Raw genomic sequence first — 22,215 nt, forward strand, 5'->3', positions numbered from 1 at the left:
TGAGGCTCCCTTCGTGGCCACCCGGCATTCTCGCGTACGAACGGCAGGTAACCAAAACGTCATCGCCGCGCTGTGAGCGACTTCTCGTCACCTGCGGGCGGGCCAGACACGTCACGGGTGCCGACCGGATGGCGCGTCGCTACAACGACGCGTTCGGGTAAGCCTAGCCGGGGACCCCGGGCGGCCTCAGCGCGGCGAATTCGTCGGTGACCCGCAACGCGGCGTCGGTGAACCGGTACAGCGCGGCCGGGCGCCCGCCGCTGCGGCCGGATTGCGCGATGGTGCCGGTCGCGGTGATGACGCCGCGCCGCGCCAGCACCCGCTGCAGGTTCGTCGCGTCGACCTGATACCCCAGCGCCGCTCCGTAGATGTCGCGCAGCGTGGAGAGCGCGAATTCCCTTGGCGCCAAAGCGAACCCGATGTTGGTGTAGGACAGTTTGGCGTTCAGCCGGGTGCGGGCGTGATCCACCATCGGGGCGTGGTCGAAGGCCATCGGTGGCAGGCGGTTCACCGGGTGCCAGCGGGTGTCCGGCGGGAGCTCGGGGCTGGCGGGGGAGGGCACCAGGCCCAGGAAGGTGGACGCGATCACCCGGGCGCCCGGCACCCGGTGCGGGTCGGAGAACACCGCGAGCTGTTCCAGATGCGCCAGTTCCTTGAGGTCGACCTTCTCGGCGAGCTGGCGGCGCACCGAGGTGATCATGTCCTCGTCGTTGCGGACCTGCCCGCCCGGCAGCGACCACGCGCCGCGTTGCGGGTCCTTGGCGCGCTGCCATAACAGCACGTTCAGCTGCGGTTTCGCCGTCGGTCGCCCCTTGGCAACCCCGTCGGTGACTTCGCGAACCTGGAACACGACCGCGAGCACTTCGTGGGCGGTGCTACGATGGGCCATGTTTTCGATTATAAGTCGAAAACCTCCTGGCTGAAAGGAGCCCCCATGACGGTGATCAATCGCATGGACACGCTCGCCGAAGACATGGTTGCCGACATCACGAATTCGCCCACCGGCTACGCCGGCGTGGTCGCCGATGCGCAGTGGGCCGCCGAGATTCGCCGACTGGCTAAGTTGCGCGGCGCCACCGTGCTCGCGCACAACTACCAGCTGCCCGAGATCCAGGACGTCGCCGACCACGTGGGCGACTCGCTGGCTCTGTCGCGGATCGCCGCCGAGGCGGCCGAGGACACCATCGTGTTCTGCGGCGTGCACTTCATGGCCGAGACGGCCAAGATGCTCAGCCCCGACAAGACGGTGCTCATCCCTGATCAGCGCGCCGGCTGCTCGCTGGCCGATTCGATCACCGCCGACGAGTTACGCGCGTGGAAGGACGAGCACCCCGGCGCGGTCGTCGTCTCCTACGTCAACACGACGGCGGCGGTCAAGGCGCTCACCGACATCTGCTGCACATCGTCCAACGCGGTCGACGTGGTCGAGTCCATCGACCCCGACCGCGAGGTGCTGTTCTGCCCGGATCAGTTCCTCGGCGCCCACGTGCGCCGGGTCACCGGCCGCAAGAATTTGCACGTGTGGGCCGGCGAATGCCACGTGCACGCGGGGATCAACGGCGACGAACTGGGCGACCAGGCCCGCGCGAATCCCGACGCCGAGCTGTTCGTGCACCCCGAATGTGGTTGTGCCACATCGGCCCTCTACCTCGCCGGCGAAGGCGCGTTCCCCCCGGACCGGGTGAAGATCTTGTCCACCGGCGGCATGCTCGACGCCGCGACCCAGACCAACGCGCGAAAAGTGTTGGTGGCCACCGAGGTCGGCATGCTCTATCAGCTGCGGCGGGCCGCGCCGCAGGTCGACTTCCGCGCCGTCAACGACCGCGCCTCCTGCAAGTTCATGAAGATGATCACCCCGGCGGCCCTGCTGCGCTGCCTCGTCGAGGGGGCCGACGAAGTCGACGTCGACCCCGACATCGCGGCCGCCGGCCGGCGCAGCGTGCAGCGCATGATCGAGATCGGGCAGCCGGGCGGTGGCGAATGACCGCCCGTCCCCAGTGGACTGACAGCGCCGACGTCGTCGTGATCGGCACCGGTGTCGCGGGATTGGCCGCCGCGCTGGCCGCCCACCGCGCCGGGCGCCGCGTCGTCGTGCTGAGCAAGGCCGATCAGGCGCGCGGCGCGACGGCGACCCACTACGCGCAGGGCGGCATCGCGGTCGTCCTGCCCGACAACGACGACTCGGTCGAGGCGCACGTCGCCGACACCGTGGTCGCCGGGGCGGGCCTGTGCGATCCGCAGGCGGTCTACTCGATCGTCGCCGACGGGTACGCGGCCGTGACCGAATTGGTCGGCGACGGAGCACGATTCGACGAATCCGCGCCCGGCCAGTGGGCGCTGACGCGCGAAGGCGGGCACTCGCGGCGGCGCATCGTGCATGCCGGGGGTGACGCCACCGGCGCCGAGGTGCAGCGCGCACTCGACCACGCCGCGCGCACGCTGGACATCCGCACCGGGCACGTGGCCCTGCGCGTGCTGCACGACGGCGCGGCCGTGACCGGCGTCCTGGTGGGCAACCCGCAGGGATACGGAATCATCGGCGCGCCCTCGGTGATCATTGCCAGCGGCGGGCTCGGGCATCTGTACGGCGCGACCACCAACCCGGAGGGATCCACCGGCGACGGAATCGCGTTGGGCCTGTGGGCCGGCGTCGCGGTCAGCGATCTCGAGTTCATCCAGTTCCACCCCACGATGCTCTTCGCGCCCGGGGCCGCCGGCGGGCGGCGCCCGCTGGTCACCGAGGCCATCCGCGGCGAGGGCGCCAGACTGATTGACCGGCAAGGGGATTCGGTAACCGCCGGTGTTCATCCGATGGGCGACCTGGCCCCCCGCGATGTCGTCGCCGCGGCCATCGACGCGCGGATGAAGGCCACCGGTGACCCGTGCGTCTTCCTCGACGCCCGCCACATCGGGGACTTCGCAAACCGGTTCCCGACGGTGACGGCCGCCTGCCGGGCCGCCGGCGTCGACCCCGTCCGTCAACCCATTCCCGTTGTGCCCGGGGCGCATTACAGCTGCGGGGGCATCGTCACCGACGTGTGCGGCCAAACCGAGCTGCCCGGGTTGTTCGCCGCCGGTGAGGTCGCCCGTACCGGCCTGCACGGCGCCAACCGGTTGGCGTCCAACAGCCTGTTGGAAGGTTTGGTGGTGGGCGGCCGCGCCGGCAGGGCGGCGGCCGCGCACGCCGCGGCGGCCGGGCCCGCCCGGGCGGTCGCACCCGAGCCCGTCGCGCACACCGCGCCCGAGCGCGCCGAGCTGCAGCGCGCGATGAGCCGCGACGCGTCGGTGGTGCGCGACGCCGCCGGGCTGACCCGGTTGTCCACCACGCTGTCGCGGGCCAAGGTGCGCGCCGTCGCGGGTCGTCGCGACTTCGAGGACGTCGCGCTGGCCGTCACCGCCCGCGCGGTGACGGCCGCGGCCCTGGCCCGCACCGAAACCCGGGGCTGCCACCACCGCGAGGAACACCCGCAGACCGTGGCCGAGCAGGCGCGCAGCAACGTGCTGCGACTGGCCGACGACCAGAACTCGGTGCTGGTGGAGGCCTTGGCGGCGGTCGTATGACCTCGATGTCCGACTGCGAACTCACCGCCGCGCGCGAAACCATCCGGCGCGGCCTGGTCGAGGACCTGCGCTACGGGCCCGACGTCACCACGCTGGCGACGGTGCCCGCCGACGCGGTGGCCACCGCGTCCATGGTGCCCCGGCAGCCCGGCGTGATCGCCGGCATCGACATCGCGCTGCTGGTGCTCGACGAGGTGCTCGGCGCCCGCGGCTACCAGGTCGTCGACCGCGTCGAGGACGGCGCCCAGCTGCAGGCGGGCCAGCCCGTGCTGACGGTGCGGGCCGAAACCCGCGGCCTGCTGACCGCCGAGCGGACCATGCTGAACCTCATCTGCCACCTGTCGGGGATCGCCACCACCACCGCGCACTGGGTGGCCGCCGTGGACGGCACCAAGGCCAAGGTCCGTGACACCCGCAAAACCCTGCCGGGCCTGCGGGTGTTGCAGAAATATGCGGTGCGCGTCGGCGGGGGCGTCAACCACCGCCTCGGGCTCGGCGATGCCGCGCTGATCAAGGACAACCACGTGGTGGCGGCGGGCTCGGTGGTCGAGGCGCTGCGCGCGGTCCGCGACGCGGCGCCGGACGTGCCGTGTGAGGTGGAAGTGGATTCACTCGAGCAGCTCGACGAGGTGCTGCCCGAAAAGCCCGAGCTGATCTTGCTGGACAACTTCCCGGTGTGGCAGACGCAGATGGCGGTGCAACGCCGGGATGCGCGCGCGCCGGCCGTCCTGCTCGAGTCCTCCGGCGGCCTCAGCCTGGAAAACGCCGCCGCCTACGCCGCGACCGGCGTGGACTATCTGGCCGTCGGCGCGCTGACGCATTCGGTGCGGGTGCTCGACATCGGCCTCGATATGTAGCGCGGCCGCATCGGGTGTGAAACCTGGGCGTTGAGTCTGAATCGTCGGCGCGATTCTTCGGCGTGTCGGCGCCGTGGCCGCACACTGAAAGCCACTGGCGCACACTCAAAGTCGGCGCGCCCCGGTCTCAGACGATGTCGGCGACGAAAACCCCGATCCGGCGCAGCTGCATGCGCGCCAACGCGGGCAGCCCGTCGCCGTCGGAGCCGGCGGGCAGGATCCGCGGGTTGATGAGGTGCAGCACGCGGTTGCGGCTCAACTCCACGTCCGCCTCGCCCGCGGCCAGCACGTTCTTCACCCAGTTCGTCTTGCCGTGGCCCAGCGCGATGGCCAAGGTGTTGCCCTTGCGGTACGTGGTCACGATGGTCTCGTAGGGCTTGCCGGAGGTACGGCCACGGTGCTTGATCGTCGCGGTGCCGGGCAGGTAGCGCACGATCGGCTTGACCGCCGGGTTGAAGTACTTGATCTGGAAGCGCTCGAACCAGGGCGGGAAGACCATCGGGACGCCGGGGGCGTTGTTGGGGTGATCCTTGGCGGACATGGCGGCTCCCTGGGTCGGCTCTATCGTCTCAGCGTCATTTCAGCGCGGGGCATGGCCTCTTCACCGGCACACTACCGGTCGGATATCGATTTGAGTTCCTCTGGGACAATGGACACCGTGAGCACCATCCGACCGTCGCCGATGGCCCGTATCGACCTGCGGGGCGCGGAATTGACGGCTGCCCGTTTGCGGGCGGCGCTGCCGCGTGGCGGTGCCGACGTGGAGGCGGTGCTGCCCAAGGTGCGCCCGATCGTGCAGGCCGTCGCGGAGCGCGGCGCCGAGGCCGCCCTCGAATTCGGGGAGTCCTTCGACGGGGTGCGGCCCCCGGCCGTCCGGGTGCCCGCGGAGGCGCTCGAGAAAGCCCTCGCCGAACTCGACGCGGCGGTCGCCGAGGCCCTGCGCGTGATGATCGAGCGCACCCGCGCGGTGCACGCCGACCAGCGCCGCACCGACGTGACGACGACGCTCGGCCCGGGCGCGACGGTCACCGAGCGGTGGGTACCGGTCGAGCGGGTGGGCCTCTACGTGCCCGGCGGCAACGCCGTCTACCCGTCCAGCGTCGTGATGAACGTGGTGCCGGCGCAGGCCGCCGGCGTCGCCTCGCTGGTGGTGGCCAGCCCGCCGCAGGCCCAGTTCGGCGGCCTGCCGCACCCGACCATCCTGGCCGCGGCCCGGCTGCTGGGCGTCGACGAGGTGTGGGCCGTCGGCGGCGCGCAGGCCGTCGCGCTGCTGGCCTACGGCGGCACCGATACCGGGGCCGAATGGCCCGGCTTCTCCTCGGATCGCGCACGATCCGCATCGTCGCCGGGGGCAGACGCCGAGTTGGCGCCCGTCGACATGATCACCGGGCCGGGCAACATCTACGTCACCGCCGCCAAGCGGCTGTGCCGTTCGCGGGTCGGCATCGACGCCGAGGCCGGGCCGACGGAGATCGCGATCCTGGCCGATAACACCGCCGACCCCGCGCACGTGGCCGCCGACATGATCAGCCAGGCCGAACACGACGAAATGGCCGGGAGCGTGCTGGTGACCCCCAGCGAGGACCTGGCCGCGGCCACCGACAAGGAACTGGCCGCCCAGTTGCGGACGACCGTGCACCGCGAGCGGGTGACCGCCGCCCTGGGCGGGCGCCAGTCGGCGATCATCCTCGTCGACGACGTGGACGCCGGCGTCAAGGTCGTCAACGCCTACGCCGCCGAACACCTGGAGATCCAGACCGCCGACGCGGCGAGCGTGGCCGGGCGAATACGCGCGGCGGGAGCCATTTTCGTCGGCCCGTATGCGCCGGTGAGCCTCGGCGACTACTGCGCCGGATCCAATCACGTCCTGCCGACCGCCGGCTGCGCGCGGCATTCCAGCGGCCTGTCCGTGCAGACCTTCCTGCGCGGCATCCACGTCGTCGACTACACCGAGGCGGCGCTCAAAGACGTGTCCGGGCACGTGATCACGCTCGCCGAGGCCGAGGACCTGCCGGCGCACGGCGAGGCGGTACGGCGGAGGTTCGAGCGATGACCGGGCCGCGGCAACCGACACTGGACGACCTGCCGCTGCGCGACGACCTGCGTGGCAAGTCGCCCTATGGCGCACCGCAATTGGCGGTCCCGGTGCGGCTGAACACCAACGAGAACCCGCACCCGCCCAGCAAGGCGCTGGTGGACGACGTGGTGCGCTCGGTCGCCGACGCCGCCGCCGACCTGCACCGCTACCCCGACCGCGACGCGGTCGCCCTGCGGACCGATCTGGCCGAATACCTCAGCGCCCAGACCGGCGTTGCACTCGGGGTCGAAAACCTCTGGGCGGCAAACGGTTCCAACGAGATCCTGCAGCAACTGCTGCAGGCGTTCGGCGGCCCGGGGCGCACGGCGATCGGGTTCGTTCCCTCCTACTCGATGCACCCGATCATCTCCGACGGCACCCGCACCGAATGGTTGCAGGCCGCCCGGGCCGACGACTTCAGCCTGGACGTCGAGGCCGCCGTCGCCGCCATCACCGACCGCCAACCCGACGTGGTGTTCGTCGCCAGCCCGAACAACCCGTCCGGGCAGAGTGTTTCGCTGCCGGATCTGCGGCGGCTGCTCGACGTGGTGCCCGGCATCCTGATCGTCGACGAGGCCTACGGCGAATTCTCGTCGGAGCCCAGCGCGGTGGCGCTGGTGGGGGAGTATCCGACCAAGCTCATCGTCTCGCGCACCATGAGCAAGGCGTTCGCCTTCGCCGGGGGACGGCTCGGCTATCTGATCGCCACGCCGGCGGTGATCGACGCGATGCTGCTGGTGCGGCTGCCGTATCACCTGTCGTCGGTCACCCAAGCCGCCGCGCGCGCCGCGCTGCGGCACGCCGACGACACGCTGGGCAGCGTCGCGGCGCTCATCGCCGAGCGCGAACGCGTGGGGGCGGCGTTGACCCGCCTGGGTTTTCGGGTGATCCCCAGCGACGCCAACTTCGTGCTGTTCGGGGAGTTCGCCGACGCGCCGGCCACCTGGCAGCGCTATCTGGATGCCGGCGTCCTGATCCGCGATGTCGGAATCCCCGGCTATCTACGGGTCACCACCGGCCTGGTCGAGGAGAACGACGCCTTCCTGCGGGCCAGCGCCCAGATCGCCGCCACCGAGCCGGCCCCCGTCAACGTAGGAGCGCCATGACCGCCGTCAACACCGACAAAGCCGCCCGCCGTGCGCGCGTCGAGCGCCGCACCAAGGAATCCGACATCGTCATCGACCTCGACCTCGACGGCACCGGCCAGGTCGACGTCGACACCGGGGTGCCGTTCTACGACCACATGCTTACCGCGCTGGGCAGTCACGCCAGCTTCGACCTGACGGTGCGCACCAAGGGTGACGTCGAGATCGAGGGCCATCACACCATCGAGGACACCGCCATCGCGCTGGGGCAGGCGCTCGGCCAGGCCCTGGGCGACAAGCGGGGCATCCGCCGGTTCGGGGACGCCTTCATCCCGATGGACGAGACGCTGGCCCACGCGGCGGTCGACGTGTCCGGCCGGCCCTACTGTGTGCACAGCGGGGAGCCGGATCACCTGCAGCACACCACGATCGCCGGCAATTCGGTGCCCTATCACACCGTCATCAACCGGCACGTGTTCGAGTCGCTCGCCATGAACGCGCGCATCGCGCTGCACGTCCGCGTTCTGTATGGGCGCGACCCGCACCACATCACCGAGGCCGAGTACAAGGCCGTGGCCCGCGCGCTGCGCCAGGCGGTGGAGCCCGACCCCCGGGTGTCGGGCGTGCCGTCCACCAAAGGTGTTCTGTGACAAAGAAATCGGTTGTTGTCCTCGATTACGGCTCGGGCAACCTGCGGTCGGCTCAGCGCGCCCTCGAGCGGGTCGGTGCGTCGGTCGAGGTGACCGCCGACGCCGGAGCCGCGGCCGCGGCCGACGGCCTGGTGGTGCCCGGCGTCGGCGCGTACGAGGCCTGCATGACGGGGCTGCGCACGATCAACGGGGACCGCATCATCGCCGATCGGGTCGCGGCCGGGCGTCCGGTGCTGGGCGTGTGCGTCGGGATGCAGATCCTGTTCGCCCGCGGCGTCGAGTTCAGCGTGGAGACCGAAGGGTGCGGGCAGTGGCCGGGATACGTGACGCGGCTGCAGGCGCCGGTGATCCCGCACATGGGTTGGAACGTCGTCGATTCCGGGCCCGGCAGCGTCCTGTTCAAGGGGCTCGACGCGGACACCCGGTTCTACTTCGTGCACTCCTACGCCGCCCAGCAGTGGGAGGGATCGCCCGATGCGGTGCTGACCTGGGCCACCCACGAGGGGCCTTTCCTGGCCGCGGTCGAGGAAGGGCCGTTGTCGGCCACCCAGTTTCACCCGGAGAAAAGCGGAGATGCCGGCGCGGCCGTCTTGAGCAATTGGGTCCAGGCACTGTGATGGCTTCCGCGAAACTGTATTCCACGACACAAACGCCGAGGGGACCCGCAGCCAGTTGCAGTCTCGGCGTGAAGGAGAAAGCGTGTTGATCTTGTTGCCCGCGGTCGACGTGGTCGACGGCCGCGCCGTGCGTCTGGTGCAGGGCAAGGCGGGCAGTGAAACCGAATACGGCTCGGCGCTCGACGCCGCTCTGACTTGGCAACGCGACGGCGCCGAATGGATCCATCTGGTCGATCTGGACGCGGCGTTCGGGCGCGGCTCCAACCGTGAACTGCTCGCCGAGGTGGTCGGCAAGCTCGACGTGCAGGTGGAGCTCTCCGGGGGGATCCGCGACGACGACTCGCTGGCGGCGGCGTTGGCCACCGGCTGCGCCCGGGTCAACCTGGGCACGGCGGCGCTGGAGAACCCGCAGTGGTGCGCGCGGGCGATCGGCGAGCACGGGGACAAGGTCGCCGTGGGGCTCGACGTCCAGATCGACAAAACCCATCCGGGCGGCACCCACCGGCTGCGGGGACGCGGCTGGGAGACCGATGGCGGTGACCTGTGGGAGGTGCTGGAACGCCTTGACCGCGAAGGGTGTTCGCGGTTCGTGGTCACCGACGTCACCAAGGACGGCACGCTGGGCGGCCCCAACCTGGAGCTGCTGGCGGCCGTCGCCGACCGCACCGACGTCCCGGTGATCGCGTCGGGCGGGGTGTCCAGCCTGGACGACCTGCGCGCCATCGCCACCCTGACCGGCCGCGGCGTCGAGGGCGCCATCGTCGGCAAGGCCCTCTACGCCGGGCGATTCACGCTGCCGCAGGCGCTGGCCGCGGTCGGAGAGTAACAGCGGCATGGACTTGGACGCGTTGGTCGAGACGGCATCGGCAATCCTCGACGACGCCACCGAACCCTTCCTCGCCGGTCACCGAGCCGACTCCGCGGTGCGCAAGAAGGGCAACGACTTCGCCACCGACGTGGACCTCGCGATCGAGCGTCAGGTGGTCGCCGCGCTGACCGAAGCGACCGGAATCGGCGTCCACGGCGAGGAATTCGGCGGCTCGGCCGTCGATTCACCCTGGGTATGGGTGCTCGACCCCGTCGACGGCACCTTCAACTATGCGGCCGGGTCACCGATGGCCGGGATCCTGCTCGGGCTGCTGCACCACGGCGACCCGGTGGCCGGGCTGACCTGGTTGCCGTTCATGGACCAGCGCTACACCGCGGTGTCGGGTGGACCGTTGCGCAAGAACGGGATCCCGCAGCCGCCACTGGCGGCCATCGACCTGTCCGACGCCCTCGTCGGCGCGGGATCGTTCAGCGCGGACGCCCGGGGCCGGTTCCCGGGCCGCTACCGGATCGCGGTGCTGGAGAATCTCAGCCGGGTCTCGTCGCGGTTGCGCATGCACGGTTCCACCGGCCTCGACCTCGCCTACGTTGCCGACGGAATCCTGGGCGCGGCAATCAGTTTCGGCGGCCACGTGTGGGACCACGCCGCCGGGGTCGCGTTGGTGCGGGCCGCCGGCGGTGTCGTCACCGACCTGGCCGGCGAGCCCTGGAGCCCCGCGTCGGATTCCGCGCTGGCGGCGGGCCCCGCCGCGCACGCCGAGATCCTCGACCTTTTGCGCAGCACCGGCCGACCGGAGGACTACTGACATGCACGCCAACCACAGCGGCCTCGCGGTCCGGGTGATCCCGTGCCTGGACGTCGACGGCGGGCGCGTGGTCAAGGGGGTCAACTTCGAAAACCTCCGGGACGCAGGCGATCCCGTGGAACTCGCGGCCGCCTATGACGCCGAGGGCGCCGACGAGCTCACCTTTCTCGACGTGACCGCGTCGTCGTCGGGACGAACCACGATGCTGGACGTGGTACGGCGCACGGCCGAGCAGGTCTTCATCCCGCTGACCGTCGGCGGCGGGGTGCGCACCGTGGCCGACGTCGACGTGTTGTTGCGCGCCGGGGCGGACAAGGTCTCGATCAACACCGCCGCGATCGCCCGGCCCGAGCTGCTGGCCGAGATGGCGCGGCAGTTCGGATCCCAATGCATCGTGCTCTCCGTCGATGCGCGCACGGTGCCGCCGGGCTCGGTGCCCACCCCGTCGGGCTGGGAGGTCACCACCCACGGCGGGCGCCGCGGTACCGGGCTCGACGCCGTCGAATGGGCTTCCCGCGGAGCCGATTTGGGGGTGGGGGAGATCCTGCTGAACTCGATGGACGCCGACGGCACCAAGGCGGGGTTCGACCTCGAGATGCTGCAGGCGGTGCGCTCGGCGGTCACCGTGCCCGTCATCGCCAGCGGCGGAGCCGGGGCGGCCGAGCACTTCGCACCCGCGATCGCGGCCGGCGCCGATGCGGTGTTGGCGGCCAGCGTGTTCCACTTCCGGGAGCTGACCATCGGGCAGGTGAAGGCGGCCATGGCCAAAGAGGGGATCACCGTTCGATGACGCTCGACCCGCGGATCGCCGCGCGCCTGAAGCGCAACGCCGACGGCCTGATCGCCGCCGTCGTGCAGGAGCGCGGGAGCGGCGACGTGCTGATGGTCGCGTGGATGGACGACGCGGCCCTGGCCCGCACCCTGGAAACCCGTGAGGCGACGTACTATTCGCGGTCGCGGCGCGAACAGTGGGTGAAGGGCGCGACCTCCGGCCACACCCAATACGTCCACTCGGTGCGATTGGACTGCGACGGGGACACCGTGCTGCTGACCGTCGACCAGGTCGGCGGCGCCTGCCACACCGGCGATCACAGCTGCTTCGACGCCGACGCGCTGCTGCAACCGGAGCGCTAGCGCGTGGCCCGCGTCACTTTCGGCGGGCGCGGGCGCGTGACTTCGACAAGAATGGCGGGCAATGTCGAAATGGGTGTCCCGGGACGTCTTGTCCTGGAACGTGGTGGTTCCGGTGCTTGCCGTCGTCGTGCTGGCAGTGATCTGGGGCGAGAAGCTGGGACCGGTGCTGGTCGCGGTGGCCGCGCTGTTTCTCGTCGGTGCCGTGGTCGCCGCGGTGCATCACGCGGAGGTGGTCGCGCACCGGGTCGGCGAGCCGTTCGGGTCGCTGATCCTCGCGGCCGCGGTCACCATCATCGAAGTGGCCCTCATCGTCGCCCTGATGACCTCCGGCGGCAACGAGGCCGCGACGCTGGCCAGGGACACCGCGTTCGCCGCGCTGATGATCACCACCAACGGGATCGCCGGTTTGTCGCTGCTGCTCGGGTCGCGGCGCTACGGCGTGACGCTGTTCAACGCCGAGGGCGCCGGGGCCGCGCTGGCCACAGTCACCACGGTGGCCACGCTGAGCCTGGTCCTGCCGGCCTTCACCACCGGGCATCCGGGCAAGGAGTTCACCTCGAGCCAGCTCGCCTTCGCCGCGATCGCCACGCTCTTGGTGTACCTGCTGTTCGTGTTCACCCAGACCGTGCGGCACCGCGACTTCTTCCTGCCGATCGCGCAGCGGGGCCAAAAGCGCGTGTTCGAGGACGAGAGCCACGCGGATCCGCCCAGCAGGCGGCAGGCGCTGAGCAGCCTGGTGCTGCTGCTCTGCGCCCTGGTGGCGGTGGTCGGCCTGGCCGAGGAGGAGTCGCCGGCCGTGGAACACGCTGTCATGGTGGCGGGTCTGCCGCAGTCGTTCGTGGGTGTGATCATCGCGGCGCTGGTGCTGCTGCCCGAGACGCTCGCGGCCGCCCGGTCGGCGCGAAAGGGCCGCATCCAGATCAGCCTGAACCTGGCGTACGGCTCGGCGATGGCCAGCATCGGGCTCACCATCCCGACGATCGCGCTGGCGTCGATCTGGCTCAAAGGGCCGCTGGTGCTCGGCCTCGGCCCCATCCAGCTGGTGCTGCTCGCGCTGACCGTGGTGATCAGCATGCTGACCGTGGTACCCGGGCGGGCCACCCGGCTGCAGGGCGAGGTGCATCTGGTGCTGCTGGCCGCCTACGTCTTCCTGGCGATCAGCCCCTGAGGGCCGCCGCTAGGACCGGGCGCGCAGCGTCGCCAGCGCCTTGTCGGCGTGGGTGTCCATGTTGAACTCGCTGGAGATCACGTCGAGCACCGTGCGGTCGGTGTCGATGACGAACGTGGTGCGCTTGACCGGCATCAGCTTGCCCAGCAGGCCGCGCTTGACGCCGAATTGGGCGGCGACGGTGCCGTCGGTGTCCGACAGCAGCGGGTAGTCGAACTTCCGCAGGTCGGCGAACTTGGCCTGCTTGTCCACCGGGTCGGCGCTGATCCCCACCCGGTTGGCCCCGACCGCGGCGAATTCGGCGGCCAGGTCGCGGAAATGGCACGCTTCCTTGGTGCAGCCGGGCGTCATCGCCGCGGGGTAGAAGAACAGCACGACGGGCCCGCTGGACAGCAATTCGCTGAGCTTGCGCGGCGTGCCCGTCTGGTCGGGCAGTTCGAAGTCGGCGACGGTCTCACCAGGTTTCATGGCGGACACGCTACGCGCGCGAGCCGTCCGCCCGCGTCTGGGAGGATGGGTCGGTGCACGCCCACCTCGCCGCGACGACCTCACGAGAGGATTTCCGCCAGCTGGCCGCCGAGCACCGCGTGGTCCCGGTGACCCGCAAGGTGTTGGCCGACAGCGAGACGCCGCTGTCGGCCTACCGCAAACTCGCCGCCAACCGCCCGGGCACCTTTCTGCTGGAGTCGGCCGAGCACGGCCGCTCCTGGTCGCGGTGGTCGTTCATCGGCGCCGGAGCGCCCTCGGCGCTGACCGTGCGCGACGGCGAGGCGATCTGGCTCGGCGTGGTGCCGCAGGACGCGCCCACCGGAGGCGACCCGCTGCGGGCCCTGCGGGCCACCCTCGAGCTGCTGGCCACCGGGCCGCTGGCGGGTCTGCCGCCGCTGTCGGGCGGCATGGTCGGGTTCTTCGCCTACGACCTGGTGCGGCGCCTGGAGCGGCTGCCCGAGCTGGCCGTCGACGACCTGGGCCTGCCGGACATGTTGTTGCTGCTGGCCACCGACGTGGCGGCGGTGGATCACCACGAGGGCACCATCACGCTGGTCGCCAACGCCGTGAACTGGAACGGGACCGACGAGCGGGTCGACGAGGCCTACGACGACGCGGTCGCCCGGCTGGACGTGATGACCGGGGCGCTGGGCCAGCCGCTGTCGTCGACCGTCGCCACGTTCGACCGGCCCGAGCCGCGCTACCGCGCGCAGCGCAGCGTCGAGGAATACGGGAAGATCGTCGACTACCTCGTCGAGCAGATCGCCGCGGGTGAGGCCTTTCAGGTGGTGCCCTCGCAGCGATTCGAAATGGACACCGCCGTCGACCCGATCGATGTGTACCGGATGTTGCGGGTGACCAACCCGAGCCCCTACATGTACCTGCTGCACGTGCCGAATGACGCTGGGGGAACGGACTTTTCGATCGTCGGGTCGAGCCCGGAGGCGCTGGTCACCGTCGCCGACGGCGTCGCGACCACCCATCCGATCGCCGGAACCCGCTGGCGCGGGGACACCGACGAAGAGGATCAGCTGCTGGAAAAGGAGCTGCTGGCCGACGAGAAGGAACGCGCCGAGCATTTGATGCTGGTCGATCTGGGCCGCAACGATCTCGGCCGGGTGTGCGCGCCGGGCACCGTCCGCGTCGAGGACTACAGCCACATCGAACGCTATAGCCACGTCATGCATTTGGTGTCGACGGTGACCGGGCTGCTCGGCGAGGGCCGGACCGCCCTGGACGCGGTCACGGCCTGCTTCCCGGCCGGCACGCTGTCGGGCGCGCCGAAGGTGCGGGCCATGGAGCTGATCGAGGAGGTGGAGAAGACGCGCCGCGGCCTGTACGGCGGCGTGGTCGGCTACCTGGACTTCGCCGGCAACGCCGACTTCGCGATCGCCATCCGCACCGCCCTGATGCGAGCCGGCACCGCCTACGTGCAGTCCGGGGGCGGGGTGGTCGCCGACTCCAACGGCCCCTACGAATACACCGAGGCGACCAACAAGGCGCGCGCGGTGCTCAGCGCGATCGCGGCGGCCGAGACGCTGACCGAGCCCGGGGCCGGCCGCGATGGCTGAGGCCTCGGCGCGCCGCCTGAACAGTCCCTGGTTGATCCGCATCGCCCAGGCGACGCTGGTGGTGGCCGCGGGCGCGCTGTGGGTGGCCTCGCGCCTGCCCTGGGTGGTGATCCGGTCGTTCGACGGGCTGGGGCCGCCCAAGGAGGTGACGTTGTCCGGCGGGGCGTGGTCGACGGCGCTGCTGCCGTTGGCGATGCTGCTGCTGGCCGCGGCCGTCGCCGCCATCGCCGTGCGGGGCTGGCCGCTGCGCGCGCTGGCGGGGTTGCTGGCGCTGGCCAGCCTGGCGGTCGGTTACCTGGGCGTCAGCCTGTGGGCGCTGCCCGACGTGGCGGTCCGCGGCGCCGAGCTGGCGCACGTCTCGGTGATGTCGCTGGTAGGGAGCGAGCGACAGTACTGGGGCGCCGGGGTCACGGTGGCCGCCGCCGCGTGCGCCCTGATCGCGGCCGTCCTGCTGATGCGGTCAGCGTCGGACTCCGGGTCGGCCCGATCCAGCGCCATCAAGTACACGACGCCGGCGACGCGCCGCTCGATTGCCCGACGCGACGACGCCTCCGGGGCGATGCTGGAGGGGCGACAGACGCCGGAAATGTCGGAGCGGATGATCTGGGACGCGCTTGACGAGGGGCGTGACCCAACCGATGCGCCGAGCGAGTCTGACACCGAGGGTCGGTGACGGGCCGCAAGCCGCGGGCCGCTACCCTTCATTGACGTCGTCGCAATCGGCCGGGGACAACCGAGTGGCCGTGGGATGACAGCGGGGCGACAGGGCGAAGGGAAACGACAGGCATGAGTCCGGCAACCGTGCTTGACTCCATCCTCGAGGGAGTCCGGGCCGACGTTGCCGCGCGCGAAGCCCTCATCAGCCTGTCCGAGATCAAGGCCGCCGCGGCGGCCGCGCCGCCGCCCCGCGACGTAATGGCCGCCCTGCGCGAGCCCGGAATCGGCGTCATCGCCGAAGTCAAGCGCGCCAGCCCGTCGGCGGGTTCCCTGGCGACCATTGCCGATCCGGCCAAACTGGCCAGGGCGTACGAGGACGGCGGCGCGCGCATCATCAGCGTCTTGACCGAAGAGCGCCGCTTTCACGGTTCGCTCGACGATCTCGACGCGGTTCGGGCGGCGGTCTCGATACCGATTTTGCGCAAAGACTTTGTGGTGCAGCCCTATCAGATCCACGAAGCGCGTGCGCACGGCGCCGACATGTTGTTGCTCATCGTCGCCGCGCTGGAGCAGTCGGCGTTGGTGTCGATGCTGGACCGCACCGAATCGCTGGGCATGACGGCACTCGTCGAGGTGCACACCGAAGAGGAAGCCGACCGCGCGCTCAAGGCCGGGGCCAACGTAATCGGCGTCAACGCCCGCGATCTGGCCACGCTGGCGGTGGACCGGGATTGCTTCGCGCGCATCGCTCCCGGGCTGCCCAGCAACGTGATCAGGATCGCCGAATCCGGTGTGCGCGGTACCGCAGACCTGCTGGCGTACGCCGGTGCGGGTGCCGACGCCGTGTTGGTGGGCGAAGGTCTGGTCAAAAGTGGTGACCCGCGCGCCGCGGTCGCCGATCTGGTCACCGCGGGCACCCATCCGTCCTGTCCGAAACCCTCTCGCTAGTCGCTGCGTCACTGAAGAGCCCCTTCGCTGTAACGTTGAACCCCATGAGCCATCCCCGCGTAGAGCCTTGGTGATGGTGGATCTGTCCCGCCCGGACCTTCCGCTTCCGAGCGCAGCCATCGCCGAACCCACCCGCCACGAACCCGATGCGGGTGGCCATTTCGGTGTGTACGGCGGCCGCTACGTCGCCGAGGCGTTGATGGCCGTGATCGAAGAGGTCACCGCGGCCTACGAGAAGGAGCGCGTCAACCAGGATTTCCTGGACACCCTGGACTATCTGCAGGCGCACTACGCCGGGCGGCCGTCACCGCTGTATGAGGCGCCTCGGCTGTCCGAGCAGGCCGGCGCCCGCATCTTCCTCAAGCGAGAAGACCTGAACCACACCGGTTCTCACAAGATCAACAACGTGCTCGGCCAGGCGCTGCTCGCTCAGCGCATGGGCAAGAAGCGGGTGATCGCCGAGACCGGGGCCGGTCAGCACGGCGTGGCGACCGCCACCGCGTGCGCCCTGCTCGGCCTGGAGTGTGTAATCTACATGGGCGCCGTCGACACCGAACGCCAGGCGCTCAACGTGGCCCGGATGCGCTTGCTGGGAGCCACGGTCGTCTCGGTCCAGAGCGGTTCGAGGACGCTCAAGGATGCCATCAATGAAGCCTTCCGGGATTGGGTTACCAATGCCGACAACACCTTCTACTGCTTCGGCACAGCGGCGGGGCCCCATCCCTTTCCCGCCATGGTGCGCGACTTTCAGCGCATCATCGGCCTCGAGGCGCGCGCCCAGATCCAGGCGCAGGCGGGCCGGCTGCCCGACGCGGTGCTGGCCTGCATCGGTGGCGGATCGAACGCCATCGGCATCTTCCACCCGTTCATCGACGATCCCGGCGTGCGGCTGATCGGATTCGAGGCGGCCGGCGACGGCGTCGAAACCGGAAGGCACGCCGCGACCTTCAGCGGCGGTTCCCCCGGGGCGTTCCAGGGATCGTTCTCCTACCTGCTGCAGGACGAGGACGGGCAGACCATCGAATCCCATTCCATCTCAGCGGGTCTCGATTACCCGGGGGTGGGTCCGGAACACGCGTGGCTGCGCGAGAGCGGACGCGCCGAGTACCGGCCCATCACCGACTCCGAAGCGATGGAGGCATTCCGCACCCTGTGCCGCACCGAGGGGATCATCCCCGCCATCGAATCCGCGCACGCGGTGGCCGGGGCCCTGAAGGTCGCCCCCGAATTGGGGAAGGCCTCGATCATCGTGGTGAACCTGTCCGGCCGCGGGGACAAGGACGTCGAGACGGCCGCGCAGTGGTTCGGGCTGTTGGGATCCAGCGACCGATGACCGTCAAGCAGAGCGAAGCCAGCAGGCTCGGGCCGATCTTCGATGTGTGCCGCGACGACGGTCGCGCCGCGCTGATCGGCTATCTGCCCACTGGGTACCCGGATGTGACGACGTCCGTACACGCGATGGTCGCCCTGGTCGAATCCGGTTGCGACATCGTCGAAGTCGGGGTGCCCTATTCGGATCCCGGCATGGACGGCCCGACCATCGCCAAGGCCACCGAGGCCGCGCTGCACGGGGGAGTGCGCGTCCGCGACACCCTGGCCGCGGTCGAGGCGATCAGCGCCGCCGGTGGCCACGCCGTGGTGATGACCTACTGGAACCCCGTGTTGCGCTACGGAATTGACGCCTTCGCCCGCGACCTGGCATCGGCCGGCGGATACGGCCTGATCACTCCGGACCTCATCCCCGACGAAGCCGGGCAGTGGTTGGCGGCGTCCGAGGAGCATCGGTTGGACCGGATATTTCTGGTGGCGCCGTCCTCGACGCCGCAGCGCTTGGCGATGACGGTCGAGGCGTCCCGCGGATTCGTCTACGCGGCGTCGACGATGGGCGTCACGGGAGCACGCGACGTGGTGTCCAATGCCGCGCCCGAATTGGTGGGCAGGGTCAAGGAGATATCGAACATCCCCGTCGGTGTCGGGCTGGGGGTGCGGTCGGGTGAGCAAGCCGCCCAGATCGGCGGCTACGCCGACGGTGTCATTGTCGGTTCCGCGCTGGTGTCGGCGCTGGGGGACGGGGGTTTGACCGCATTGCGCGCACTCACTGAGGAACTCGCCGCCGGTGTACGTCAAAGGGCGGCCGCGTCGTGACGAAGTTGCTCGCCTATTTTCCGAGTCCGGCGCAGGGCGTCTGGCACGTCGGGCCGCTGCCCATCCGGGCCTATGCCCTGTTCATCATCGCCGGCATCGTGGCCGCCCTGCTGATCGGCGACCGGCGCTGGGAGGCGCGCGGCGGTGAACGTGGGGTGATCTACGACATCGCGCTGTGGACCGTGCCGTTCGGGTTGATCGGTGGTCGGCTCTACCACCTGGCCACCGACTGGCGAACCTATTGGGGCCCGGGCGGAGCCGGGCTCGGGGCGGCGATCCGGATCTGGGACGGCGGACTGGGCATCTGGGGTGCGGTGGCGCTCGGGGGTGTGGGCGCCTGGATCGGCTGCCGCCGGCACGGCATTCCGCTGCCGGCCTTCGCCGACGCGATCGCCCCGGGAATCATTCTGGCGCAGGCCATCGGTCGGCTGGGGAACTACTTCAACCAGGAACTCTATGGCCGCGAGACCACGCTGCCGTGGGGGCTGGAGATCTTCTACCGCCGGGACCCCTCGGGATACATCGACCCGCATTCGCTGGACGGGATCTCCACCGGGCAGGTGGCACTCGTCGTGCAACCGACGTTCCTCTACGAATTGCTGTGGAACCTGCTGATTTTCGCCGTGCTGATCTATGCGGACCGGCGATTCACGCTGGGACATGGCCGGCTGTTCGCGCTCTATGTGGCCGGCTATTGCGTGGGCCGGTTCTGTGTCGAGCTGCTGCGCGACGACACCGCCACCCACATCGCCGGCATCCGGATCAATTCGTTCACATCGACTTTCGTGTTCATCGGGGCCGTGGTGTACATCATGGCGGCGCCCAGGGGCCGCGAAGATCCCGAGAGCCTGCGCGGAAACCAATACATTGACGAGGAATCCGCCGAACTGGAGCCGGCGACCGTTGCGGCGACTATGGCCGCGGCGGGTGCGACGGCCGCGGCGGGTGGCGGTGACGACGACGTGCCGACCGAATCCGCGCTGGGGACCGCGGCCGTCGCCGACGCCGACGAGGCACAAGCCGAAGAGCCGCAGTCCGAGGCGGTGGCCGAGGAGGCCGAGGCGGAGGAATCCGAGGCCGACGGGCTCGGGCTTGACGAGCCGGAGGCCGCCGCGGAAGACGAAGCGCCGCAAGGGAAAGAGACCGACGAGGCGGTAGCCGACACGGCGGACGCCGAAGAATCCGAGGGCGACGCCGAAGAGCCGGAGGCCGAGGCGGTGGCCGATGAGGCCGAGGCGGAGGAATCCGAGGCCGAAGAGCTCGAGCTTGACGAGCCGGAGGTCGCGACGGAAGTCGAAGCGCCGCAAGCGGAAGCCGACGAGGCGGTAGCCGAAGGATCCGAGGGCGACGCGGACGAGCCGGAGGCCGAGGCGGTGGCCGATGAGGCCGAGGCGGAGGAATCCGAGGCCGAAGAGCTCGAGCTCGACGAGCCGGAATCCGAGGCGGAAGCCGAAGCGCCGCAACCGGAACCCGCCGACGAGGCGGAAGACGAGGAACCGGAAGCCGAAAGCGCAGAAGCCACTACGGAAGAGCCCGTCGCCGAAAAGATTTCGGATCAACCGGAAACCCGGCGGCGATGGGGCTCGCGTCTGCGGAACCGACTGTCGGGCCGCTGACCACCCGCTCATGACGTCGGGGCGCGGTGCATCTGGCATGCTGGAAGCACTGTGACCAACGCGAGGCCCGCCCTGCCACCCACGCATGCCGATGCGCACGGTCTGCGTCATCATCTCGGCTACGTCGGGGCCGCGACCGGCCTCGCGCTGGGCGGCGCGCTCGGCTACGTCGCGCTGGCCGACCCGCACAATCCCGCGTCGATCTATCCGCCGTGTCCCTTCAGGTGGCTCACCGGCTGGAACTGCCCGTTTTGCGGCGGGCTGCGGATGACGTATGACGTGGTGCACGGTGACCTGGCGGCCGCCCTCCACGACAACGTTTTCGTGCTGGTCGCAATCCCGATGCTGGCCGCGTGGCTGGTGGTTCGCCGCGCGCGCGGCGCATCGCCGCTGTCACGGCCGGCGCTGCTGACCGTCGTGGTCGCGACGGCCGTTTGGACGGTTGCGCGTAACTTGCCCGCCTTCCCGTTGATTCCGACCGTTCTTGGTGGGTAAAAGCACACTGCCCCGGCGGCGTTATGTGCACGCCCCGGGGGTCACACGCGACTATGCTGGGTCGGCGTGAGTAGACGCGGGAAGATCGTCTGCACCCTTGGGCCTGCGACCAATTCGGACGAGTTGATCTTGGCGCTGGTTGAGGCGGGAATGGACGTCGCCCGGTTGAACTTCAGCCACGGTGATTACGCCGATCACAAAGCGGCCTACGAACGGGTCCGGGTGGCCTCCGACGCCACCGGCCGTGCCGTCGGCGTGCTCGCCGATTTGCAGGGCCCCAAGATCAGGCTGGGACGCTTCGCGACCGGCCCAACCTACTGGGCCGACGGTGAGACCGTCCGGATCACCGTCGCCGACTGCGAGGGCAGCCACGACCGGGTGTCGACCACCTACAAGAAACTGGCCGAGGACGCCGCCGTCGGTGACCGGGTTCTGGTCGACGACGGCAAGGTCTGCCTGGTGGTCGATGGCATCGAGGGCGACGACGTCATCTGCACGGTCGTCGAGGGCGGCCCGGTCAGCAACAACAAGGGAATCTCGTTGCCGGGCATGAACGTGTCGGCACCGGCCTTGTCGGAGAAGGACATCGAGGACCTCACCTTCGCCCTGGACCTCGGCGTCGACCTGGTCGCCCTGTCCTTCGTGCGCTCGCCGGCCGACGTCGAGCTGGTGCACGAGGTGATGGACCGGGTCGGGCGACGGGTTCCGGTGATCGCCAAGCTGGAAAAGCCCGAAGCCGTCGACAATCTGGAAGCCATCGTGCTGGCCTTCGACGCCATCATGGTGGCCCGCGGCGACCTCGGCGTCGAGCTGCCACTGGAAGAGGTTCCGCTGGTGCAGAAGCGGGCCATCCAGATGGCCCGGGAGAACGCGAAACCGGTCATCGTGGCCACCCAGATGCTCGATTCCATGATCGAGAACTCACGCCCGACCCGCGCCGAGGCCTCCGACGTCGCCAACGCCGTCCTCGACGGCGCCGACGCGGTGATGCTGTCCGGGGAGACGTCGGTGGGCAAGTATCCGATGGCTGCCGTGCGGACCATGTCGCGCATCATCTGCGCGGTCGAGGACAATTCCACGGCCGCCCCGCCGCTGACCCACGTGCCGCGCACCAAGCGCGGCGTGATCTCCTATGCGGCCCGCGACATCGGCGAGCGGCTCGACGCCAAAGCCCTGGTCGCCTTCACGCAATCCGGCGACACGGTCAAGCGGCTCGCGCGCCTGCACACCCCGCTGCCGCTGCTGGCCTTCACCGCCTGGCCCGAGGTGCGCAGCCAGCTCGCCATGACCTGGGGCACCGAAACGTTCATCGTCCCGATGATGACCTCCACGGACGGCATGATCCGCCAGGTCGACAAGTCGCTGCTCGAACTCGGTCGCTACAAGCGCGGCGACCTGGTGGTCATCGTCGCCGGCGCGCCACCTGGCACAGTAGGGTCGACCAACCTGATCCACGTGCACCGGATCGGGGAGGACGACGTCTAACGCCCGGACCCGAAGGAGAGGCCGCC

The 22,215-nt window shown here is 70.1% G+C and carries 23 protein-coding genes; 20 read left to right on the forward strand and 3 right to left on the reverse strand.

What is annotated here, in order from left to right:
- Nucleotides 1-163: 163 nt before the first annotated feature.
- On the reverse strand, nt 164-889 hold the full coding sequence (locus QGN31_RS10700) for an NUDIX hydrolase (protein ID WP_014942362.1): 726 nt from the start codon (nt 887-889) through the stop codon (nt 164-166).
- Between the two features lie 45 nt (nt 890-934).
- Between QGN31_RS10700 and nadA the strand changes: the two genes are divergently transcribed.
- Genes nadA through nadC form a run of 3 tightly spaced genes read left to right on the forward strand, consistent with a single transcriptional unit; the run spans nt 935 to nt 4,418 of the window.
- Nucleotides 935-1,984, forward strand: coding sequence for a quinolinate synthase NadA (gene nadA / locus QGN31_RS10705; protein WP_008257783.1), 1,050 nt, complete (start codon nt 935-937; stop codon nt 1,982-1,984).
- Nucleotides 1,981-3,561, forward strand: a complete 1,581-nt coding sequence (locus QGN31_RS10710) for an L-aspartate oxidase (protein WP_014380363.1) — start codon at nt 1,981-1,983, stop codon at nt 3,559-3,561. The genes nadA and QGN31_RS10710 overlap by 4 nt, the downstream gene beginning before the upstream one ends.
- Nucleotides 3,558-4,418 (forward strand): carboxylating nicotinate-nucleotide diphosphorylase, encoded by an 861-nt coding sequence (gene nadC, locus QGN31_RS10715; RefSeq protein WP_009954930.1) that lies wholly within the window; start codon nt 3,558-3,560, stop codon nt 4,416-4,418. The genes QGN31_RS10710 and nadC overlap by 4 nt, the downstream gene beginning before the upstream one ends.
- Nucleotides 4,419-4,545: 127 nt before the next feature.
- Here the strand turns inward: nadC and QGN31_RS10720 are convergent, their stop codons facing one another.
- Nucleotides 4,546-4,959: a nitroreductase family deazaflavin-dependent oxidoreductase gene (locus QGN31_RS10720; RefSeq protein ID WP_014380362.1), complete on the reverse strand. Its 414-nt coding sequence runs from the start codon at nt 4,957-4,959 to the stop codon at nt 4,546-4,548.
- A gap of 108 nt (nt 4,960-5,067) precedes the next feature.
- Between QGN31_RS10720 and hisD the strand changes: the two genes are divergently transcribed.
- From hisD to QGN31_RS10765, 9 genes are all read left to right on the forward strand, one after another.
- Complete coding sequence (hisD, locus tag QGN31_RS10725; RefSeq protein WP_008257770.1) at nt 5,068-6,471, forward strand: histidinol dehydrogenase; 1,404 nt, start codon at nt 5,068-5,070, stop codon at nt 6,469-6,471.
- Nucleotides 6,468-7,601: a histidinol-phosphate transaminase gene (locus QGN31_RS10730; protein WP_008257769.1), complete on the forward strand. Its 1,134-nt coding sequence runs from the start codon at nt 6,468-6,470 to the stop codon at nt 7,599-7,601. The genes hisD and QGN31_RS10730 overlap by 4 nt, the downstream gene beginning before the upstream one ends.
- Complete coding sequence (hisB, locus tag QGN31_RS10735) at nt 7,598-8,230, forward strand: imidazoleglycerol-phosphate dehydratase HisB (protein WP_008257768.1); 633 nt, start codon at nt 7,598-7,600, stop codon at nt 8,228-8,230. The genes QGN31_RS10730 and hisB overlap by 4 nt, the downstream gene beginning before the upstream one ends.
- Nucleotides 8,227-8,847, forward strand: a complete 621-nt coding sequence (gene hisH / locus QGN31_RS10740) for an imidazole glycerol phosphate synthase subunit HisH (protein ID WP_008257767.1) — start codon at nt 8,227-8,229, stop codon at nt 8,845-8,847. The genes hisB and hisH overlap by 4 nt, the downstream gene beginning before the upstream one ends.
- Before the next feature lie 82 nt (nt 8,848-8,929).
- The gene (gene priA / locus QGN31_RS10745; protein ID WP_008257766.1) at nt 8,930-9,673 is read left to right on the forward strand and encodes a bifunctional 1-(5-phosphoribosyl)-5-((5-phosphoribosylamino)methylideneamino)imidazole-4-carboxamide isomerase/phosphoribosylanthranilate isomerase PriA; all 744 of its coding nucleotides are present in this window, start codon (nt 8,930-8,932) and stop codon (nt 9,671-9,673) included.
- Between the two features lie 7 nt (nt 9,674-9,680).
- Nucleotides 9,681-10,481, forward strand: coding sequence for an inositol monophosphatase family protein (locus QGN31_RS10750; protein ID WP_008257765.1), 801 nt, complete (start codon nt 9,681-9,683; stop codon nt 10,479-10,481).
- 1 nt (nt 10,482) lies between these two features.
- On the forward strand, nt 10,483-11,271 hold the full coding sequence (hisF, locus tag QGN31_RS10755; RefSeq protein WP_008257764.1) for an imidazole glycerol phosphate synthase subunit HisF: 789 nt from the start codon (nt 10,483-10,485) through the stop codon (nt 11,269-11,271).
- Nucleotides 11,268-11,615: a phosphoribosyl-AMP cyclohydrolase gene (hisI, locus tag QGN31_RS10760; protein WP_008257763.1), complete on the forward strand. Its 348-nt coding sequence runs from the start codon at nt 11,268-11,270 to the stop codon at nt 11,613-11,615. Before hisF ends, hisI begins: the two co-directional genes overlap by 4 nt.
- A gap of 61 nt (nt 11,616-11,676) precedes the next feature.
- Nucleotides 11,677-12,783, forward strand: coding sequence for a calcium:proton antiporter (locus QGN31_RS10765; protein ID WP_008257762.1), 1,107 nt, complete (start codon nt 11,677-11,679; stop codon nt 12,781-12,783).
- 9 nt (nt 12,784-12,792) lie between these two features.
- On the opposite strand, the gene QGN31_RS10770 is transcribed toward QGN31_RS10765, so the two are convergent.
- Nucleotides 12,793-13,251, reverse strand: coding sequence for a peroxiredoxin (locus QGN31_RS10770; RefSeq protein ID WP_008257761.1), 459 nt, complete (start codon nt 13,249-13,251; stop codon nt 12,793-12,795).
- Nucleotides 13,252-13,304: 53 nt separating this feature from the next.
- On the opposite strand from QGN31_RS10770, the gene QGN31_RS10775 reads away from it, so the two are divergent.
- The 8 genes from QGN31_RS10775 (at nt 13,305) to pyk (ending at nt 22,189) form a co-directional block, all read left to right on the forward strand.
- On the forward strand, nt 13,305-14,843 hold the full coding sequence (locus tag QGN31_RS10775; RefSeq protein ID WP_014385120.1) for an anthranilate synthase component I: 1,539 nt from the start codon (nt 13,305-13,307) through the stop codon (nt 14,841-14,843).
- Nucleotides 14,836-15,516, forward strand: a complete 681-nt coding sequence (locus QGN31_RS10780; protein ID WP_201409266.1) for a TIGR02234 family membrane protein — start codon at nt 14,836-14,838, stop codon at nt 15,514-15,516. Before QGN31_RS10775 ends, QGN31_RS10780 begins: the two co-directional genes overlap by 8 nt.
- A 113-nt stretch (nt 15,517-15,629) precedes the next feature.
- Nucleotides 15,630-16,448 (forward strand): indole-3-glycerol phosphate synthase TrpC, encoded by an 819-nt coding sequence (gene trpC / locus QGN31_RS10785; RefSeq protein WP_008257758.1) that lies wholly within the window; start codon nt 15,630-15,632, stop codon nt 16,446-16,448.
- Nucleotides 16,449-16,518: 70 nt separating this feature from the next.
- Nucleotides 16,519-17,781, forward strand: a complete 1,263-nt coding sequence (gene trpB, locus QGN31_RS10790) for a tryptophan synthase subunit beta (protein ID WP_201409267.1) — start codon at nt 16,519-16,521, stop codon at nt 17,779-17,781.
- Nucleotides 17,778-18,593 carry a tryptophan synthase subunit alpha gene (gene trpA, locus QGN31_RS10795; RefSeq protein WP_201409268.1) on the forward strand — a complete coding sequence of 272 codons (816 nt, stop codon included), beginning with the start codon at nt 17,778-17,780 and terminating at the stop codon, nt 18,591-18,593. Before trpB ends, trpA begins: the two co-directional genes overlap by 4 nt.
- Nucleotides 18,590-20,209, forward strand: coding sequence for a prolipoprotein diacylglyceryl transferase (locus QGN31_RS10800; protein ID WP_201409269.1), 1,620 nt, complete (start codon nt 18,590-18,592; stop codon nt 20,207-20,209). Before trpA ends, QGN31_RS10800 begins: the two co-directional genes overlap by 4 nt.
- A 51-nt stretch (nt 20,210-20,260) precedes the next feature.
- Nucleotides 20,261-20,704, forward strand: a complete 444-nt coding sequence (locus QGN31_RS10805) for a DUF2752 domain-containing protein (RefSeq protein WP_201409270.1) — start codon at nt 20,261-20,263, stop codon at nt 20,702-20,704.
- Nucleotides 20,705-20,770: 66 nt separating this feature from the next.
- Entirely contained in the window at nt 20,771-22,189 is a 1,419-nt protein-coding gene (gene pyk / locus QGN31_RS10810) for a pyruvate kinase (RefSeq protein WP_008257742.1), read from the forward strand.
- Nucleotides 22,190-22,215: the final 26 nt, after the last annotated feature.

The organism is Mycobacterium sp. 2-64 (genome assembly GCF_035918375.1).
Classification (GTDB): Bacteria; Actinomycetota; Actinomycetes; order Mycobacteriales; family Mycobacteriaceae; genus Mycobacterium; species Mycobacterium intracellulare.

What these genes read in the sequence shown, in the direction of transcription:
- QGN31_RS10700 (WP_014942362.1), bottom strand. Translation starts at nt 889, where the DNA reads ATGGCCCATCGTAGCACCGCCCACGAAGTGCTCGCGGTCGTGTTCCAG.
- nadA (WP_008257783.1), top strand. Translation starts at nt 935, where the DNA reads ATGACGGTGATCAATCGCATGGACACGCTCGCCGAAGACATGGTTGCC.
- QGN31_RS10710 (WP_014380363.1), top strand. Translation starts at nt 1,981, where the DNA reads ATGACCGCCCGTCCCCAGTGGACTGACAGCGCCGACGTCGTCGTGATC.
- nadC (WP_009954930.1), top strand. Translation starts at nt 3,558, where the DNA reads ATGACCTCGATGTCCGACTGCGAACTCACCGCCGCGCGCGAAACCATC.
- QGN31_RS10720 (WP_014380362.1), bottom strand. Translation starts at nt 4,959, where the DNA reads ATGTCCGCCAAGGATCACCCCAACAACGCCCCCGGCGTCCCGATGGTC.
- hisD (WP_008257770.1), top strand. Translation starts at nt 5,068, where the DNA reads ATGGACACCGTGAGCACCATCCGACCGTCGCCGATGGCCCGTATCGAC.
- QGN31_RS10730 (WP_008257769.1), top strand. Translation starts at nt 6,468, where the DNA reads ATGACCGGGCCGCGGCAACCGACACTGGACGACCTGCCGCTGCGCGAC.
- hisB (WP_008257768.1), top strand. Translation starts at nt 7,598, where the DNA reads ATGACCGCCGTCAACACCGACAAAGCCGCCCGCCGTGCGCGCGTCGAG.
- QGN31_RS10750 (WP_008257765.1), top strand. Translation starts at nt 9,681, where the DNA reads ATGGACTTGGACGCGTTGGTCGAGACGGCATCGGCAATCCTCGACGAC.
- hisF (WP_008257764.1), top strand. Translation starts at nt 10,483, where the DNA reads ATGCACGCCAACCACAGCGGCCTCGCGGTCCGGGTGATCCCGTGCCTG.
- hisI (WP_008257763.1), top strand. Translation starts at nt 11,268, where the DNA reads ATGACGCTCGACCCGCGGATCGCCGCGCGCCTGAAGCGCAACGCCGAC.
- QGN31_RS10765 (WP_008257762.1), top strand. Translation starts at nt 11,677, where the DNA reads ATGTCGAAATGGGTGTCCCGGGACGTCTTGTCCTGGAACGTGGTGGTT.
- QGN31_RS10770 (WP_008257761.1), bottom strand. Translation starts at nt 13,251, where the DNA reads ATGAAACCTGGTGAGACCGTCGCCGACTTCGAACTGCCCGACCAGACG.
- QGN31_RS10780 (WP_201409266.1), top strand. Translation starts at nt 14,836, where the DNA reads ATGGCTGAGGCCTCGGCGCGCCGCCTGAACAGTCCCTGGTTGATCCGC.
- trpC (WP_008257758.1), top strand. Translation starts at nt 15,630, where the DNA reads ATGAGTCCGGCAACCGTGCTTGACTCCATCCTCGAGGGAGTCCGGGCC.
- trpA (WP_201409268.1), top strand. Translation starts at nt 17,778, where the DNA reads ATGACCGTCAAGCAGAGCGAAGCCAGCAGGCTCGGGCCGATCTTCGAT.